12 protein-coding genes are annotated in these 16,835 nt (G+C 38.8%); 6 read left to right on the top strand and 6 right to left on the bottom strand.

Features of this window, described 5'->3' with window-relative positions; translation table 11 throughout:
* Positions 1-38: 38 nt before the first annotated feature.
* Positions 39-1,256, bottom strand: a complete 1,218-nt coding sequence (locus tag C0W29_RS09815) for a CinA family nicotinamide mononucleotide deamidase-related protein (protein WP_045041604.1) — start codon at positions 1,254-1,256, stop codon at positions 39-41.
* A gap of 422 nt (positions 1,257-1,678) precedes the next feature.
* Here C0W29_RS09815 and tyrP point away from each other — a divergent pair, with 422 nt between their 5' ends.
* On the top strand, positions 1,679-2,893 hold the full coding sequence (tyrP, locus tag C0W29_RS09810) for a tyrosine transporter TyrP (RefSeq protein ID WP_045044353.1): 1,215 nt from the start codon (positions 1,679-1,681) through the stop codon (positions 2,891-2,893).
* A 189-nt stretch (positions 2,894-3,082) separates the two neighbouring features.
* Complete coding sequence (locus C0W29_RS09805) at positions 3,083-5,053, top strand: putative bifunctional diguanylate cyclase/phosphodiesterase (protein WP_045044352.1); 1,971 nt, start codon at positions 3,083-3,085, stop codon at positions 5,051-5,053.
* Between the two features lie 40 nt (positions 5,054-5,093).
* Here the strand turns inward: C0W29_RS09805 and C0W29_RS09800 are convergent, their stop codons facing one another.
* Positions 5,094-6,296, bottom strand: coding sequence for a methyltransferase (locus C0W29_RS09800; RefSeq protein WP_107174237.1), 1,203 nt, complete (start codon positions 6,294-6,296; stop codon positions 5,094-5,096).
* Between the two features lie 123 nt (positions 6,297-6,419).
* On the bottom strand, positions 6,420-7,394 hold the full coding sequence (gene cysB / locus C0W29_RS09795; protein WP_036795338.1) for an HTH-type transcriptional regulator CysB: 975 nt from the start codon (positions 7,392-7,394) through the stop codon (positions 6,420-6,422).
* A gap of 502 nt (positions 7,395-7,896) precedes the next feature.
* Here cysB and C0W29_RS09790 point away from each other — a divergent pair.
* On the top strand, positions 7,897-8,658 hold the full coding sequence (locus C0W29_RS09790; protein ID WP_045041609.1) for a hypothetical protein: 762 nt from the start codon (positions 7,897-7,899) through the stop codon (positions 8,656-8,658).
* A gap of 91 nt (positions 8,659-8,749) precedes the next feature.
* Positions 8,750-9,547: a tRNA isopentenyl-2-thiomethyl-A-37 hydroxylase MiaE gene (gene miaE, locus C0W29_RS09785; protein WP_045041610.1), complete on the top strand. Its 798-nt coding sequence runs from the start codon at positions 8,750-8,752 to the stop codon at positions 9,545-9,547.
* Positions 9,548-9,630: 83 nt separating this feature from the next.
* Here miaE and topA read toward each other — a convergent pair whose 3' ends face one another.
* Complete coding sequence (gene topA, locus C0W29_RS09780) at positions 9,631-12,282, bottom strand: type I DNA topoisomerase (protein WP_045041611.1); 2,652 nt, start codon at positions 12,280-12,282, stop codon at positions 9,631-9,633.
* 617 nt (positions 12,283-12,899) lie between these two features.
* Here topA and C0W29_RS09775 point away from each other — a divergent pair.
* A complete protein-coding gene (locus tag C0W29_RS09775) occupies positions 12,900-13,157 on the top strand; it encodes a YciN family protein (protein ID WP_036795344.1) in 258 nt (85 codons plus the stop codon).
* 57 nt (positions 13,158-13,214) lie between these two features.
* On the opposite strand, the gene sohB is transcribed toward C0W29_RS09775, so the two are convergent.
* On the bottom strand, positions 13,215-14,276 hold the full coding sequence (sohB, locus tag C0W29_RS09770) for a protease SohB (RefSeq protein WP_036795345.1): 1,062 nt from the start codon (positions 14,274-14,276) through the stop codon (positions 13,215-13,217).
* A gap of 264 nt (positions 14,277-14,540) precedes the next feature.
* Here sohB and C0W29_RS09765 point away from each other — a divergent pair, with 264 nt between their 5' ends.
* Entirely contained in the window at positions 14,541-15,311 is a 771-nt protein-coding gene (locus C0W29_RS09765; RefSeq protein WP_045044351.1) for a YciK family oxidoreductase, read from the top strand.
* Positions 15,312-15,416: 105 nt separating this feature from the next.
* Here the strand turns inward: C0W29_RS09765 and rluB are convergent, their stop codons facing one another.
* Entirely contained in the window at positions 15,417-16,595 is a 1,179-nt protein-coding gene (gene rluB / locus C0W29_RS09760) for a 23S rRNA pseudouridine(2605) synthase RluB (RefSeq protein WP_045041613.1), read from the bottom strand.
* Positions 16,596-16,835 lie beyond the last annotated feature (240 nt).

Genomic DNA, 16,835 nt, shown 5'->3' with positions numbered 1-16,835 from the left:
ATGCCTGTAATACATTACCTTATTCTTATTATAAGATTCTATAATCGCTCACTTACAACACGATCGAGTGACTCATAACAGCCAAACACTTCTTTACCTTGTAAATAGCGACGTAACATATCAAATAACACAGTTGATATAATCCAACGTCGATCATAATTACGATATTGACGCTTAAACATTAACTGCTGACACCAGCAACCATCTGGGGTTGTAAGGCCTAGCATAAATCCACCATCAATTAATGACGGGCCAGTTGTTAGTGTATAAGTTGCAGATGAGTGTAAATGCAATCGCTGTGCACGTAATGCAATTAAGGTTGATAATTCTTCAACACAAGCATGCTCATCTACCCTATCAGTCATGACCTCACTCTGCGCTAATCTCGCACTTAATGACGACACATCTTGTAACCAATTAATCGCAAATCCACCCGAACTTTGTTCTGATAATGCTAGCGTGGCATCCTTTGGTAATAAGTTCGCAATTGAATCAAGTAAAGACTCCCCCTCTCCGACAATATTGTCACCAAGCAACTCTGTCATTTGGGATAATAACGCCGTTGACCGAATATCATCTTGAGGAGCAAATAACTTTATTTCAATAAAAGGTAACGATGATCGATAACCTAAACAATAGCCATCAGGCAATGTTAATACTTGGAAGAGATCACTAATGCTAGATTCAGATAATCCATAAGTATAAAGACGATGGCAAACTTTACTATCCGTTACATTAAACATAGCTTGCAGGCGCGGTAATATTTGTTCCTTCACCATTACTTTAAACTCACTCGGCACTCCGGGAGTAAAAAATAACCACGCGCGATTTAACTGCATAATAAACCCACATGCAGTACCAACAGGATTATCAATTAATTCCGCACCTTCGGGTAACATCGCTTGTTTAAGATTAGCAGCGGGCATCACTCGACCTAATTGCTGATACTTCGCTTTCATCTCAGCAATCCAAGCATCCGATTGCTCAAGACCAACATTAGCAGCCATTGCAGCAGATGCCGCCGTAAGATCGTCTGATGTTGGCCCTAAACCACCATTTACGATCACAATATCGGCACTTAAACTACACATCTCAATTTCTTTTGCTAATGCTTCATAGTCATCACCCACAGTTACTCGACGCGTCATCGCAAAACCTTGTTCGAAAAACTGTGCCGATAACCATGCTGCATTTGTATCCGTAATATCGCCATACAGTACTTCTTCACCAGTACTGATCATCACTACATTAAGCATGGTTATTATTCCTTATAAAATCCTGTTTATTAACTACAGTTTATGCCTAACCTTAAGCCATAGATAGAATATTATATCGGCTTTATTACTGATTATTGTTTATCTTAACAAGCACCGTAAACAATAGTTTACATAATAAAGATAAGTTGACAGTAACAAACTCTATCGTTAATGTAGCGACTAATAGCAATAGCAGAACATCTTTAATTTGTTATTATATCTAATGAAGAGAGAATAAACGTGCGAACTAACCATCTAAACACAGCCTATCGATAGCCACAGTGGCTCAATCTAGGTGTAAACATTTTAAAACACGTCATCTCGATTATGCCATTGTGGCCTGCTTTATATATAGGGAGCGACCACAGGTATATTTATACCCCTCCCAAGTTACATTTTTATCCTCAGGGAGTGACATAATCATGTCTTTAAATAAAACATTCGGCAGTATGCTGATCATTGCTGGCACTACTATTGGTGCGGGTATGCTAGCTCTTCCTCTTGCATCTGCAGGTTTAGGTTTCACCACCGCAACAATTATTATGATCGGTATTTGGGCATTAATGACCTATACCGCATTATTAATGCTAGAAGTTCACCAACACGCAGATCCCTCTTCGACATTAAATTCATTGGCACACCAATTATTAGGTCGTAAGGGACAAACCATTGCAACCTTGGCAATGTTCTTCTTATTTTACGCATTATGCGCCGCCTACATTGCTGGGGGTGGAAGCCAATTAAGTGAAAAGATCTCTACTTGGACAGGAACAACTATTGCTCCTCAAATAGGTGCGGTGATTTTTACTATCGCTATTGCTAGTGTTGTATCAATAGGCACACACAGTGTTGATATGGTTAATCGTATCCTCTTCACTGCAAAAGTAGTGGCTCTTGCAGTAATGCTTGGATTATTACTGCCGCATGTTCAGGGGCAACATCTGGTTGAAATGCCGATCGAGAAAGGGTTAATTTTATCTGCCTTACCTGTTATTTTTACATCCTTTGGCTTTCACGGCAGTATCCCTTCAATTGTGCGTTACATTGGGATTGATATTAAAGCACTGAAAAAAATCATGATCTTTGGCTCTGCACTACCACTGGTAGTGTACATTTTATGGCAATTAGCCAGCCAAGGTATTATGGGACAGCCACAATTAATGGCTAACAGTACCCTTGGTTCGTTTATCAGTAGCTTAAGTCAATTACTTCACAATCCAATGATAGGTCAGTCTGTATCTATTTTTGCAGACCTTGCATTAGCAACCTCATTCCTTGGTGTGAGCTTAGGACTGTTTGATTTTCTAGCTGATACACTTAATCGTGGTAATCATTTTGCTGGTCGTGGGCAAACAGCTTTAATCACCTTTTTACCACCTCTCGCTTTTGCTGTGTTCTACCCACAAGGGTTTATTATGGCATTAGGTTACGCTGCTATTTCATTGGTGATTTTGGCTATATTTTTACCCGTCGCTATGGTTAGAGCACAACGTAAAGCACAGCATGCTACAAACCATCAATCAGGCTATGTTGTAAAAGGTGGCTCATTGTCTTTAGGTATTGTAACTATCGTCGGTATTATTATTATCACCGCACAGTTATTACAAATGGTTGGAATAATACCTGCAGTCGGTTAATTATACTGATATATAAAAAGAGGCTATTACTAGCCTCTTTTTTTTGCTCTTATTACAGTTAGTTATCCACATTTGACATATAAAAACATGAACTAATATCACGTAGTGATAATAAGAGGATGTTTAACTGATATTATTTCGGTTATTCTCTCAGGAATTAACACCTCAATAAAAAGAAAGAAGTTGGAGATGGATCCATTCTCGCCTTTACATTATCTCCAAAATCCAATCTGGGTATTTGATGTTGATAATAAAAAAATCCTATGGGCAAATGATAAATCGCTACGTTTATGGGAAGCTACATCTATTGAAGAGCTCTTAAATCGTGATTTAGGTCAAGATATGTCCGCGGCAGCGGGGGCAACATTAGTAGAATACCAACAAGCTTTTAAATTAAACAAAGTAATTAAAACTTGGTGGCGTTTTAATCCAAAAAAAATCACTAAAAATATGCTGTGCTTATTTTCGGGTATTCCACTCGATGATGGCCGCACTGCAATGCTGGTTGAAGTGATTGCTGATGAATCATCTCTACGCCGCGATCTCGCTTTTTCAGATTGTTCAAATTTAGCACTTCTTTTCTCTAGTGATGGCAAATTCATTAGCGCTAATGATGCCTTTTCAAGTAGTTACGGTAATCATTTAGTCGATCTTTCAGAGTTCATTGGTGATATTAATATTGCACAGCAATGGCTCGATAACGCAAAAAAAAATAATCACTTCAAGTGCAACAGTTTATGTTGGACAGGCCAACGTCATCATTGGTTTGATATTGAAGCTAAATGGCTTTGCGATAATTCACAATTATTATTACAACTGGTTAATGTCACTAAAGATAAAGAAAAACTAAATAAAGAAAAATACAATGCTGAACATGATTTCCTTACTGGGCTAATGAATCGTCGAGGGGTATCTGCGGCATTAAAAGCCAGTCATCATCGATTGTCACAATATAGTTTACTATTTCTTGATCTTGATGGTTTTAAGCTTGTTAATGATACTTATGGCCATGCTGCTGGCGATAAATTACTACGTGCAGTGGCGATACGGTTATTAAATGTTGTTAAAGATAAAGGCTTGGTGGCACGTTTTGGTGGTGATGAGTTTATTATTCAAATAGAGAGACGTAATTACACAACTATTGGCAATTTTTCAAATCAAATAATAGAAACGTTAAATCGACCGTTCCACATTAAAGATATTGGTGAGCTCTCAATTAGTTGCAGTATAGGTACATCAAACTACCCTGACGATGCCAATAATTTTGATACGCTGGTAACACAAGCGGATATGGCAATGCACCGTGCTAAACAGCGAGGACGCAATTGTTCTTATCCTTTTTTACAAGAAATGGCCGATGCGTTATACCGTAAAATGACCTTGCGTCACCACTTATCCCAAGCACTCGAAAATCAAGATTTCGAGTTATATTATCAGCCAATTATTGACTTAAGCACTCAACAATTAAAAGGCTTTGAAGCCTTAATCCGCTGGTATGATGAATCTTTAGGCCAAGTTTCACCGGCTGAATTTATTCCGCTAGCAGAAGAAACAGGCCAAATTGTACCGCTGGGATTATGGATTTTACACAGTGCTTGCCAACAGCTCGCATATTGGACACATCTTTATAAACAAACGTTTATCATTAGTATTAATTTATCACGAGCACAATTACAACCGAATTTAGCCCAAACTATTGAGCAAATTATTAATCAATATAATGTTAATCCATCACAACTTGCATTAGAAATCACTGAATCAGCAATGCTGCAGGATTACTGCGAAACTAAGCCTTGCTTGGATGCATTAGCTGCGATGGGTATTGAGCTCTATTTAGATGATTTTGGTACTGGATATTCCTCATTATCACAGTTACATGATTTACCAATTAGTACTGTTAAACTTGATCAAAGTTTTGTACAAGGTGAACACACAAGTAGCAAAGTCATCATTGAAGCAACCAAAGCTATCTGTGAGAAGTTAAATCTAAAGATTGTCGCAGAAGGAGTTGAGACACAAGCTCAACTTGATTATATCAATCAATGCGGTTTTGATTATTGTCAGGGATATTTCTTTAGTAAACCCATGCCTGTTCATGAGATCGAACAGAAATATTTTCATATCCAATTAGCGGATATGCCAATAAAATTATCAGCTTAACTATTTCCCTATCATTAATTTGATAGGGAATATCTCACCCTTATTTTGCGATATCACCACGCTCAGCATGGATCAATAAATTACGAGGTGTTATTGGCTTATCACAAAAAGATCCGAGCACGACTTTATATCCTTGTTCTTCAAGAAAACAAGCCCGATCAAGCGCAAGCCAAATTTCAAGTGGTCGTCGAAATAATTGCCGAACAAGCTCCATTCTTTCAGTAATTGCAAATCGCTTTTCACCTTGGCGTTGCCACATATTAAAATCAATATTGGCTGGTAACTCAATCCCCTTTTTTAATGCTGCCCACTGACAAAAAGCTTCAAAACCTTGTGTTAGTAATGCTTTTTGTACATTAGGAATAGCAAGATAAGTATCAGTGTTATTTAACTCGCGCTGTAATAAATCAAACCCTAAACGAAAGCTAACTTCTACAAAGCGTAACTGTCTCACTCGATTACCAGCGGTAACAGTTTCTTGCAATGGCAACCGTAAATCATGTTTAGATAAAACCAATGTACTTGTCATAGCAGTAGCTGACATCGGCTGATAATGCGATTGACGGATTAAATGATAACAACAAGGTGAAATACTTACGGCGGCACCTTTTTTAGCGGCAACTCGCTGCAATAATGAGACATGCAAATCACCACAAGCATGTAACGCAACGGCATGTTGCTCAGTAGCAATAGCATCGTCACTATCCGCACTAAACGCATCAGCATGAACAAAATTAATATTCAATTCTAATTGCTTAGCTGCTTGCTCACCATCAATACATAATTGCTGTTGCCACTCTAGGCTAGTTACTGATTGTTGATGTGATACGGCAAGTACACGTCCAAGATACCCTTTACCTGCGCACCACTCTAACCATGGCAAGCCTAATGGTGGTAACACTTCATTAAAAGCGATAATTTGTTGCCACTTTCGACCAGGAATACCGCTATCAAACCCCTGTGGTACTGATCTTGCGGTGCGATTTAAAGGCTGAATTTCAGTTGTAAGGCGAGTTAATAATTCGGCATCTTCAATCCATGGCATCAATGCTGCTGTTAATGCATTGATATCATGAGTTAATAATTGTAATTGGCTGTCATCTATAGTCATTAACCATTGGCAAAATTGCGCATGTTGGGGCCAAACGAAGCCACGTTCAGCAAAAGGCATAAACTGCCAAAATTGACGATTTTTTACCAATAATGCATCAAGACGATGAAAAAGCTCAACGTAGTTAGACATAAACAACCATTTACCCACCAAAAATTGAGGCTAGTGTATACCAAGCTTACGCCTGACACATTAACCAAATAAAAAAACCGCTATCACTAGCGGTCTATTTAATTCCAACCACAATCTTTCACGTTATCTAACAGGTAAATCCATTGATGCAAACATCTCATTTATTTCTGCCGCATTTTTTAACCCAATCGCTTGATCCACCACATTACGGGTAAGATGAGGCGCAAATCGTTCCATAAAGTCATACATATAAGTACGTAAGAAAGTGCCCTTTTTAAAACCTATCATGGTCGTACTAGAAGCAAAGATATGACTCGCATCAATAGCAACCAAATCATGATCGGCATCGGGATCCATTGCCATACTGGCAATCACACCGACACCAATACCTAAGCGCACATATGTTTTAATAACATCAGCATCTGTAGCAGTAAAAACAATTCTTGGCGTTAAGCCTGAACGATTAAAGGCACTATCTAGTTCAGAACGCCCAGTAAATCCAAACACATAGGTTACTAATGAATATGCTGCTAAATCATGAATGGTGATAGTTTGTTTAGTCGCAAGAGGATGATCTTTACGCACCACAATTGAACGATTCCAATAGTAACAAGGCAACATAATCATATCTTGATATAAATGCAGCGCTTCGGTTGCTATTGCAAAGTCAGAGTTCCCTTTACCAACAGCATCTGCAATTTGCGCTGGTGTACCTTGATGCATATGTAACGACACTTTAGGGAATCGGTGTGTAAAACCTTGAATGACATGTGGTAGCGCATAACGTGCTTGCGTATGAGTGGTCGCAATATTCAGCGTCCCCATTTCTGGATGGGTGTGCTCGCCAGCAACAGCTTTAATGCTCTCAACACGTGATAAAATATCACGCGAAATCCGTACTATATCTTCACCAGCAGAGGTAACTTTAGTTAAATGTTTACCGCTACGCTCAAAAATCTGAATACCTAATTCATCTTCCAATAAACGTACTTGTTTACTAATACCCGGTTGAGAGGTATATAAACTCTCAGCCGTCGATGATACGTTAAGGTTATGATTTACGACCTCAACGATATAACGTAATTGTTGTAATTTCATGGTCTCGCCCAGTCAATAATCCGTTACCTTTCACACTTATCCATAAACTCAGCCACTGATTTTTATTTCAAAGCATGATCGTGCAACCATGTAATAAATATTTTATATATTGAATTAACCCTATTTCATAGTATTTATTTACTTTTAACCATAAAAATACAGTTTCACTATCGAATAGGCATAAGTCAATGTACAAACACTCGCTAGAATATAAGCGCTTAGTTATATTAAATAAGGTGTTAGAAAGGGAATAAATAATAATGTATTGATCTTAACATTGCCCGTTAAAGACTTTTTTATCCCCTATAAATAACACTATATCTACACTCTAATTCTGCATATTGAAGTAAAGTCAGAATAAAAACAAAGTATTTAATTAAAAAGCTATATCTTTCTCTATAGCGTTATTTGGTTAGCATTTTTTACTAATAAACTACCACTAAACAATGAGATAGTGTATCTTCCTTAGTTATATATCAACTATGGAAGATAGACACACTTTATGAGTATCCCTCTTGTTATTGGCTTAATCAGTCTTCTACTAATTTTAATTATTGGTTACAACATAATCATTCAATATCGCCAACGACTAGAAAGTGCTAAACAGCAAGAATTAGCAAAACAAGTTGCGATCATTGATGCGACAGAAGAACTCATCAGTAACGCTAATCACTTACCCTATAGTAAAGAATTATTAATCTGTCTTAATAAACGCATTCTTTATGCGCTTGAAAGTACTGCCGAAATCGATACTAAAGATAGATCATTAAAACAAAGAATTCATCATGTTAGCGAACAATTAGCACACTTAGAAACCCATTTTGACCAAACCAATGTTGTTCCTTTTCAAGTTCCTAACTCTGATCGTCAGGCAATTGGCATGTTGCAATTAGTAAAGCGTTTAAAAAATGTCCTTAAAGGAGAACATAGTAAAGGTCGTATCGCGACCCAAATCTATGTACTTGAAAATACGCGTCTAGATAACATGCAATTAAGAATTAATATTGAAAATGTCGTTAAAAGAGCTAACGACGCACGTTTAAAACGCCAATTTGGCACCGCTAAACAATTACTTAAAAAAGGCATTGATGTTCTATCATCACGTAATGATAGCTACGCCACCAAAGCGCAACAAAAACTACAATATATGCTCAACGAAATCGACAACAACATGAGCGTAAGTAGTGAACAAGAGCGCCAACAACTACTTGATAAAGATAACGATGAGTTAGATGTATTATTTCAACCGAAGCGGAAATGGTGATCTGATTCACTTTGGCTTAAAATGGTACAACGACAAAGGTCGCAATTGCGGCCTTTTTTACGCCTTCAATAACAATAAAAAGACATGCCTTATGGATAACACTCAACAAATGATTAATATGTTACTCCAACCTATTAATCAATTTCTTCAATGTGAAACCCCTGATAGTTGGATTGAAGAAGCTCGTAAACCAGAAAATCTAACAGCTTTATTAGTCGATCACTGTAATTGTGAATTAAAGGCAAGTCAGACTGCGATGTTTATGGTGCGTAAATACGCCGTTGATAAACCAAGTGGTGCAATATTAATGGCATGGGCAAAACCGTACGAAGATTTTGTTTATGGCGGGAAGAACCGTTCAACGACTGACTTTCATGATAAAAAAAATGGCTTACTCGCACCTTTAATACCACGCAATGATTTTGCTCATGGGCAAGAATTAATCGATAAAATGGTACGTTTAATCAAAGAAGAATTTCATCACTTTGAGCAAGTATTAGAGATTATGGATAAGCGTGAGATCCCTTATAGTAATCTTCATGCTGGGCGCTATGCTAAAGGATTAATGAAAGCCGTACGCACTCATGAACCAGCAACCTTAATTGATAAATTAATTGTTGGCGCATACATTGAGGCACGTTCCTGTGAACGTTTTGCCAAACTGGCACCTTATTTAGATCCAGAGCTTAAGAAATTCTATATTTCATTATTACGTTCAGAAGCACGCCATTATCAGGATTACCTTACCCTTGCAGAAAAAATAGCCGGTAAGAATATAGCCGATCGTATCAGGGCTATTGGCATCAAAGAAGCGGAATTAATTAACACGCCAGATGATACTTTCCGTTTTCACAGTGGTATTCCAGTGATGGCTGTTTGTTCTGCTTAAGCCGAGCCGCTAATATATTACTATCATAACCAATAAAAAAACCGCCAAATTTGGCGGTTTTTTTAATACAGATGAATAATTAATTACTCTTCTTCTGCTGATTTCGCTTTTTTAGGTTTCTTACGCTTATCGGTAATTTCCCATTTACCATCTACAAATAAACCCGTCCAACCGGTTGGTTTACCGTCGACTTCTGAACGCACGTAATTCTCTTTAGTTTTACGGGAGAAACGAACGACAGTTGGTAGACCATCAGGGTCAGCAACAGGCGCATCAGTTAAGTATAAGAACTTAGGCGATAAACGTTCTTTAAAGCGTACTAGCTCTTCCACTAAAGGTGCGCGAGTCTCACGCGATTTAGGGAATGTGCTTGCTGCCATGAACAAACCAGAAGCACCATCACGTAAAACAAAATACGCACTAGTATCTTGGGTACATGGAATCTCAGGTAAATGTACAGGATCTTCTTTTGGTGGCGCAACTTCGCCATTCTTTAGGATCTTGCGGGTGTTCTTACAAGCTTCATTGGTACACCCCATATACTTACCAAAACGACCGTTCTTTAGTTCCATATCAGAACCACACTTGTCGCATTCAATCAGCGGGCCTTCATAGCCTTTAAGCTTGAACTCACCTTTTTCAACGATGTAACCATCACAACTTGGATTATTACCACAAACGTGTAGTTTACGATCTTGATCAATCAGGTAAGCATCCATTGCTGTACTACAAATAGGACAACGTTTCTTAGCACGTAATGCTGCTGTTTCAACGTCTTCCTCAAGTACATTAACAATGCCATCTTCACTGCCTAAATTGATGGTTGTTTTACAACGCTCTTTAGGTGGCAGTGCATAACCAGAACAACCAAGGAATACCCCTGTTGATGCAGTACGAATACCCATCGGACGAGAACAGGTTGGACATTGAATGTCTGTCAGAACGATATTGTTAGGTTGCATACCGCCTTCTGATTCATCTAACTCAGCTTTTTGAAGCTCAGCTGTAAAATCAGAGAAGAATTCATCAAGTACTTTTTTCCAGTTTTTCTCACCTTCAGCGATTTTATCAAGATTACCTTCCATGCGGGCGGTAAAGTCAAAATCCATCAAATCAGGGAAACTGTTATCAAGACGGTCAGAAACAATCTCACCCATCTTTTCAGCGTAGAAACGACGCTGATCAACACGTACATAACCACGATCTTGAATAGTTGAAATAATCGACGCATACGTTGATGGACGACCGATACCACGTTTTTCAAGTTCTTTAACCAATGCTGCTTCTGTAAAGCGAGCTGGTGGCTTAGTAAAGTGTTGCTTAGGCTCAAGTTGCTCTAACTTTAGTACATCACCAACGTTCACTTCAGGCAGTGTCGTATCTTCATTTTTGCCTGATGGGCGCTGTACTAATGTCCAACCAGCAAAACGCAATGTACGGCCTTTCGCTTTTAGCAAGAAATCACCTGCTTTAACGTTAATCGTACTTGAGTCATATTTTGCAGGCATCATCTGACAAGACACAAATTGACGCCAAATTAAGTCATATAACTTAATTGCATCTTGATCCATGCCTTCTAAATTTTCAGCTTTTACATCAACACTTGAAGGACGAATAGCTTCGTGCGCTTCTTGAGCGTTTTTCTTACTACCATAAATATTGGCATTTTCAGGTAAATATTCATTACCGTACTCATTACCAATAAACTCGCGAGCTGCTTCAACCGCTTCTTTTGAAAGGTTAGTTGAGTCGGTACGCATGTAAGTAATATAACCAGCTTCATACAAACGCTGCGCAAGGCCCATGGTACGTTTAACACCATAACCTAGACGTGTACTTGCCGCTTGCTGTAATGTCGAGGTGATATAAGGCGCAGACGGCTTACTACTGGTTGGGCGATCTTCACGCTCAATCACTTCATAGGCTGCTTTTTCAAGTAGCGCATGAGCTGCCATCGTATCGACTTTATTCTCTGGGCGGAATGATTTACCCGCCTGTTGCGCGACCATTAACCGTAAGGCATCTTTGCCTACCGTTAAAGTATCAGCATGAATATCCCAGAACTCTTCAGGATCAAACGCGTTAATTTCATGCTCTCGCTCAACAATCAGTTTAACTGCCACCGACTGTACACGACCTGCTGATAGACCACGTGCAACTTTTTTCCACAATAGTGGTGATACCATGAAACCAACAACACGATCGAGGAATCGACGTGCTTGTTGCGCATTCACACCATCAATATTTAATTCACCAGGCTGCTCAAACGCTTGTTGAATAGCATTTTTGGTAATTTCGTTAAATACAACTCGCTTGTAGCGTGACTCATCGCCGCCGATGATCTCACGAAGGTGCCACGCAATGGCTTCTCCTTCGCGGTCCAAATCCGTTGCGAGATAAACAAAATCAGCATCTTCTGCTAATTTTTGAAGTTCACTAACGACTTTTTCTTTACCTGGAAGTATTTCATAGTGCGCATTCCAATCATCATAGGGATCAACACCCATCTTGCTGATTAACGCTTTACGATCTTTCTTCTGCTTAATCGCTGCTTTTTCTTCAACACTCAACCCTTTGGTCGATGTTGCTGCCGCTTTTTTGCCGCCACTGCGTGCGCCCGTTGGTAAATCACGTACGTGACCAACGCTTGATTTTACAATGAAATCCTTACCCAAGTACTTATTAATTGTTTTCGCCTTGGCTGGGGACTCCACGATAACGAGAGATTTACCCATAATGACCCTATTACGTCCTCGTGCTCGCTAAATACTAAAAATATAAATAACTGCTTAGCTAATCATTAGCGCCACAACATTCGACCAATCTCATTAAGTCACTAATCGAAAAATCTAAGAGCAGTGAATTAATATGATGAGTTCCAATTTGATAATGATACATATTTGCAATTAATTATTGCACTTCATTTACGTAAAATACTCTTTACATATTGGGCTAGAAAACAAGAAGGTCAACTGGTTTTTAATTTATTTCGTCTATTTGGTTGTACCTTCTGCAATTGTTATTAATTTGTAAATCTGTTTCTAGCTTAGTTTAATCCATTTACAACGTACTGATTATCAAGGTGATAAAATCATAATTTACCTTATAGGACAATCACTTTGATGATCAATGGCCACTGTAATAACATAAAACCGCGTTACCATTATCATCTGTATAGAATAATTTGATCAGCCTTAGTAAATTTTTTTGCATTTAATCACAATATCCGCTTTTTTTGATATGGTTAATGGCCATACCTGAATAGATATTAACCAATTAACAAAGCTGTTATTTGTTTTCTGACACCAAGTTACTTAGACTGTTGCTATTTCACTATCGATGAGGATCAATCATGGCTAATAAAGCTGAAATTTCAATCAATGAGCTATTAATGATCGCTAACCAAATCATTCAAGATCATAAAGATTATGTTGAAGGTATGCGCGCAACATCTGTAACAGAAAAAGACGGTGTACTGATCTTCAAAGGCGAATACTTCCTCGATGATGAAGGCCTACCAACCGCTAAAACTACTGCTGTATTTAATATGTTTAAGTTTCTCGCTCATAAATTATCACCAGAATTTACCTTAAACACCCTACTTGTTTAAATCAAAAAAAACCCGCAATTACTGCGGGTTTTCTTGATTCTCAATCAACTTACAATCTTACATGAAGGGACGCTGACCACGAGCAACCCACTTCATTAATAAGCTATCAGCAGCCTCACTTGATGCACCAGATAGTTTCTCAATCAACTTCTTACGACGCACATATTTAACTTGTAGCACCTCACGTGCTTTACAGGCTTCAGTGATCAAGTCATCACTGGTACTAATCTGATCCACTAAACCTAATTCAAGTGCTTGTTGACCAAACCAATGCTCACCCGTTGCGACTTTATTAAGATCAAGCTCTGGACGGTGAACGGCAATAAATCGCTTAAATAAACCATGAGTCTCTTCAATTTCTTCCTTGAATTTCTCACGCGCTTTATCGGAGTTTTCACCAAACATTGTTAAGGTACGTTTAAACTCACCAGCAGTGATTTGTTCAAACTCAATATCGTTTTTCTTCAATACCTTACTAAAGTTTGGTAGTTGTGCGATAACGCCTATTGAGCCCACAATAGCAAATGGGGCTGATACTATTTTATCAGCCACACATGCCATCATATAACCGCCACTTGCTGCAACTTTATCAACAGCAATTGTTAGTGTAATACCGGCAGCTTTTAAACGATCAAGCTGTGATGACGCTAAGCCATAAGCATGCACCATACCGCCGCCAGTTTCTAAGCGTAGCAGCACTTCATCACCTTCAATCGCAATCGCTAAAATTGCACTAATTTCTTGGCGTAATGATGAAACTTCACGCGCATCAATACTGCCATGGAAATCAATTACGAATAAACGCGGTTCACGAGTTGTAGTTAAATTGCCATTTTTTACCGCTTGCTTGATTTCATTTTGACGTGCTTTATCGTGCTCTTTATCTGATTTTTTCTCCGCTTTATCACGTGCTTTTAATAAGGCTTTATCAAATAAATGTGATTCCAACTGCTCAACGGTGTCTTTATATTGTTCAGTTAAATCGATCACTTCTAGTTCACCTTTTTGCGAACCATGACGACCATTTAAGGCTTTTGCTAACACCAACACACCTACAATCGCAATCACAACTGTCGCTATTTTGGCGAAAAATAAACCATATTCAAACAAAAATTCCAATATTAAATCCTCTATTAGGCAAGAAAAAGCGCCATAAGTTATTGTAACTGTGTAATCATTATCGCCGCTATCACTTCAATTTATCACTATAATAAATCAAGCTCACCGTCACGATTTTCAAATAAATGTACGTTCTCTCAGAGTATAAATTCTGATATGTTTTAGTAGTAATCGATATTACAGTTAAGCTCAAGACTTGATGCGTACTTCGACGAAAAAACACTCAAATAACAACAAAAAGACATTATTTAAAAGGAAGCTAGCGTGGATTATCTAATTGCTGCAGACAATTTAAAAGATCGAGTGATCTTAGTTACAGGTGCTGGTGATGGTATCGGTCGAGAAGCTGCAATCCAATATGCTGCTCATGGTGCTACTGTTATTTTACTAGGTAGAACAGTTGCTAAGCTAGAAGCTGTTTATGATCAAATAGAAAAAAATGGCGGTAAGCAAGCTGCCATTGTGCCTCTAGATTTAATGGGTGCGACCAAACAACATTATCTTGATATGGCACATACTATTGAGCAACAATTTGGACGTTTAGATGGCGTATTACATAACGCTGGTCTATTAGGAGTATTAAGCCCTATCGAACATATCGAAGAAACTATTTTTGATGATGTAATGCAAGTTAACGTTAAAGCGCAACTGTTATTGACTCAAGCTATTTTACCTTTGATCAAGCAATCTCCCGATGGCCGTATTATCTTTACCTCATCAACAGTTGGTCACAGCGGTCGTGCTTTTTGGGGCACATATGCTATTTCTAAATTTGCCACCGAAGGCATGATGCAAGTTTTGGCTGATGAACTTAGTGATACCACTGTTAATGTGAATGCTATTAACCCTGGCGGTACTCGCACAGGTATGCGTGCACAAGCTTTCCCTGCTGAAGACGCGCGTTTACTCAAAACACCACAAGATATTATGCCGCTTTATTTATATTTAATGGGGCCTGAAAGCCGTCATGTTTCAGGACAATGTATCGACGCTCAACCACAACGTAAACCGAGCATCAGTTGTGAAGAAGAATAAGTAATTTATACTATGATCTGCAAATGATAGTGATAAAAAAAGCCGACATCACTGTCGGCTTTTTAATATTCATAGTGCGCTTATATCGTTAGCAATATTTAAATATTACTTACGTGTACGTGGCTTAGCAGGCTTATTTGCTAACGGGTTACGGCGATTTGCCGCATTACCTGAAGGCTTACGCTTACCTGATGCACTTTGTGGCTTATCTGATGCTTTATACGGCTTCTTCTCATCATCTCGTGGCTTGCCCGCTATGTGGACAGGTTTGCCTTGAGCGCGATCTGAACGAGGCTTTGCGTTATCACGACCTGTTGGTGCAGGTTTTGTACGACCGCGACCACCACGTTGCTCTTGTTGTTGAGAATCAACTTCAGCATTACGGCTTGAACTTGACGGTGCACGACGATCATTGTTACGACCACGACGACCAGCAGGACCCGTTGTTTCAACACGCTCTTCGTGACGACGAACAGCACGACGAATTTGACGAATACCTTTTTTACGCTTCTGTCCTTCAACTGTTAGTACAGTTTCAGTTTCAGGCGGCAATTCTACCGTTGCACGTAATTCGTTCACTTCTTTTAATTCAAGCTCGCTCCAACCACCACGAGGCATATCTTTAGTTAAGTAAACATCACCGTAACGAACACGTTTCAGACGACTAACTGTTACACCCTGTGAATCCCATAGACGACGAACTTCACGGTTACGACCTTCAGTGATTACGACGTAAAAAGTATGATTCATACCTTCACCGCCAGAATAAACAACATCTTCAAAACGTGCGATGCCGTCTTCTAGCTCTACGCCTTTAACGACATTTTTTACCATTTGCTCGTTCACTTCACCGAATACACGTACCATGTACTCACGTTCAACAGTACGGCTTGGGTGCATTAAACGGTTAGCTAATTCACCATCAGTAGTGAACAGTAATAAGCCTGACGTGTTTGCATCTAGTCGACCAACAGAAACCCAACGGCCTGTTGTTAAACGTGGTAGACGATCAAAAACAGTACGACGACCTTCTGGATCGTGGCGAGTACATAACTCACCTTCCGGCTTGTTGTAAGCCAAAATTCGGCAGATTTCTTCATCTGACGAAATTAGTGCAATATTGTGACCATCGATGCGCACACTCACGCTTAGATCTTCAAGACGATCACCAAGTTTAGCTACAACACCATCAACGCTCACACGGCCGTTTTGGATCATTAATTCGATTTCACGACGTGAACCTTGGCCAGCACGCGCTAACACTTTTTGTAATTTTTCACTCATTATAAACAAACCTTTGTCGCCTTCACAGGCGTCGAAATTCTCATCAAAATTGCCATATACTCATAGCTTCTTACGGCAAACATTGCACGACAAAGAAAGTGATTATGGATGATTGATGCGAATAGCAATAATTTAGACTCTAACCTGATAATAAACAATTTATCATGCTAGATATGTAGCCGATTATTATCGCAAATATATAGCTTATTTACCATAAAAATAGCGATAAAAAAAACGTAT

It is taken from the genome of Photobacterium kishitanii, from assembly GCF_003026355.1.
Classification (GTDB): domain Bacteria; phylum Pseudomonadota; class Gammaproteobacteria; order Enterobacterales; family Vibrionaceae; genus Photobacterium; species Photobacterium kishitanii.
The sequence above is the reverse complement of the archived record's forward strand: the minus strand, read 5'-3'. Positions and strand labels throughout refer to the sequence as shown.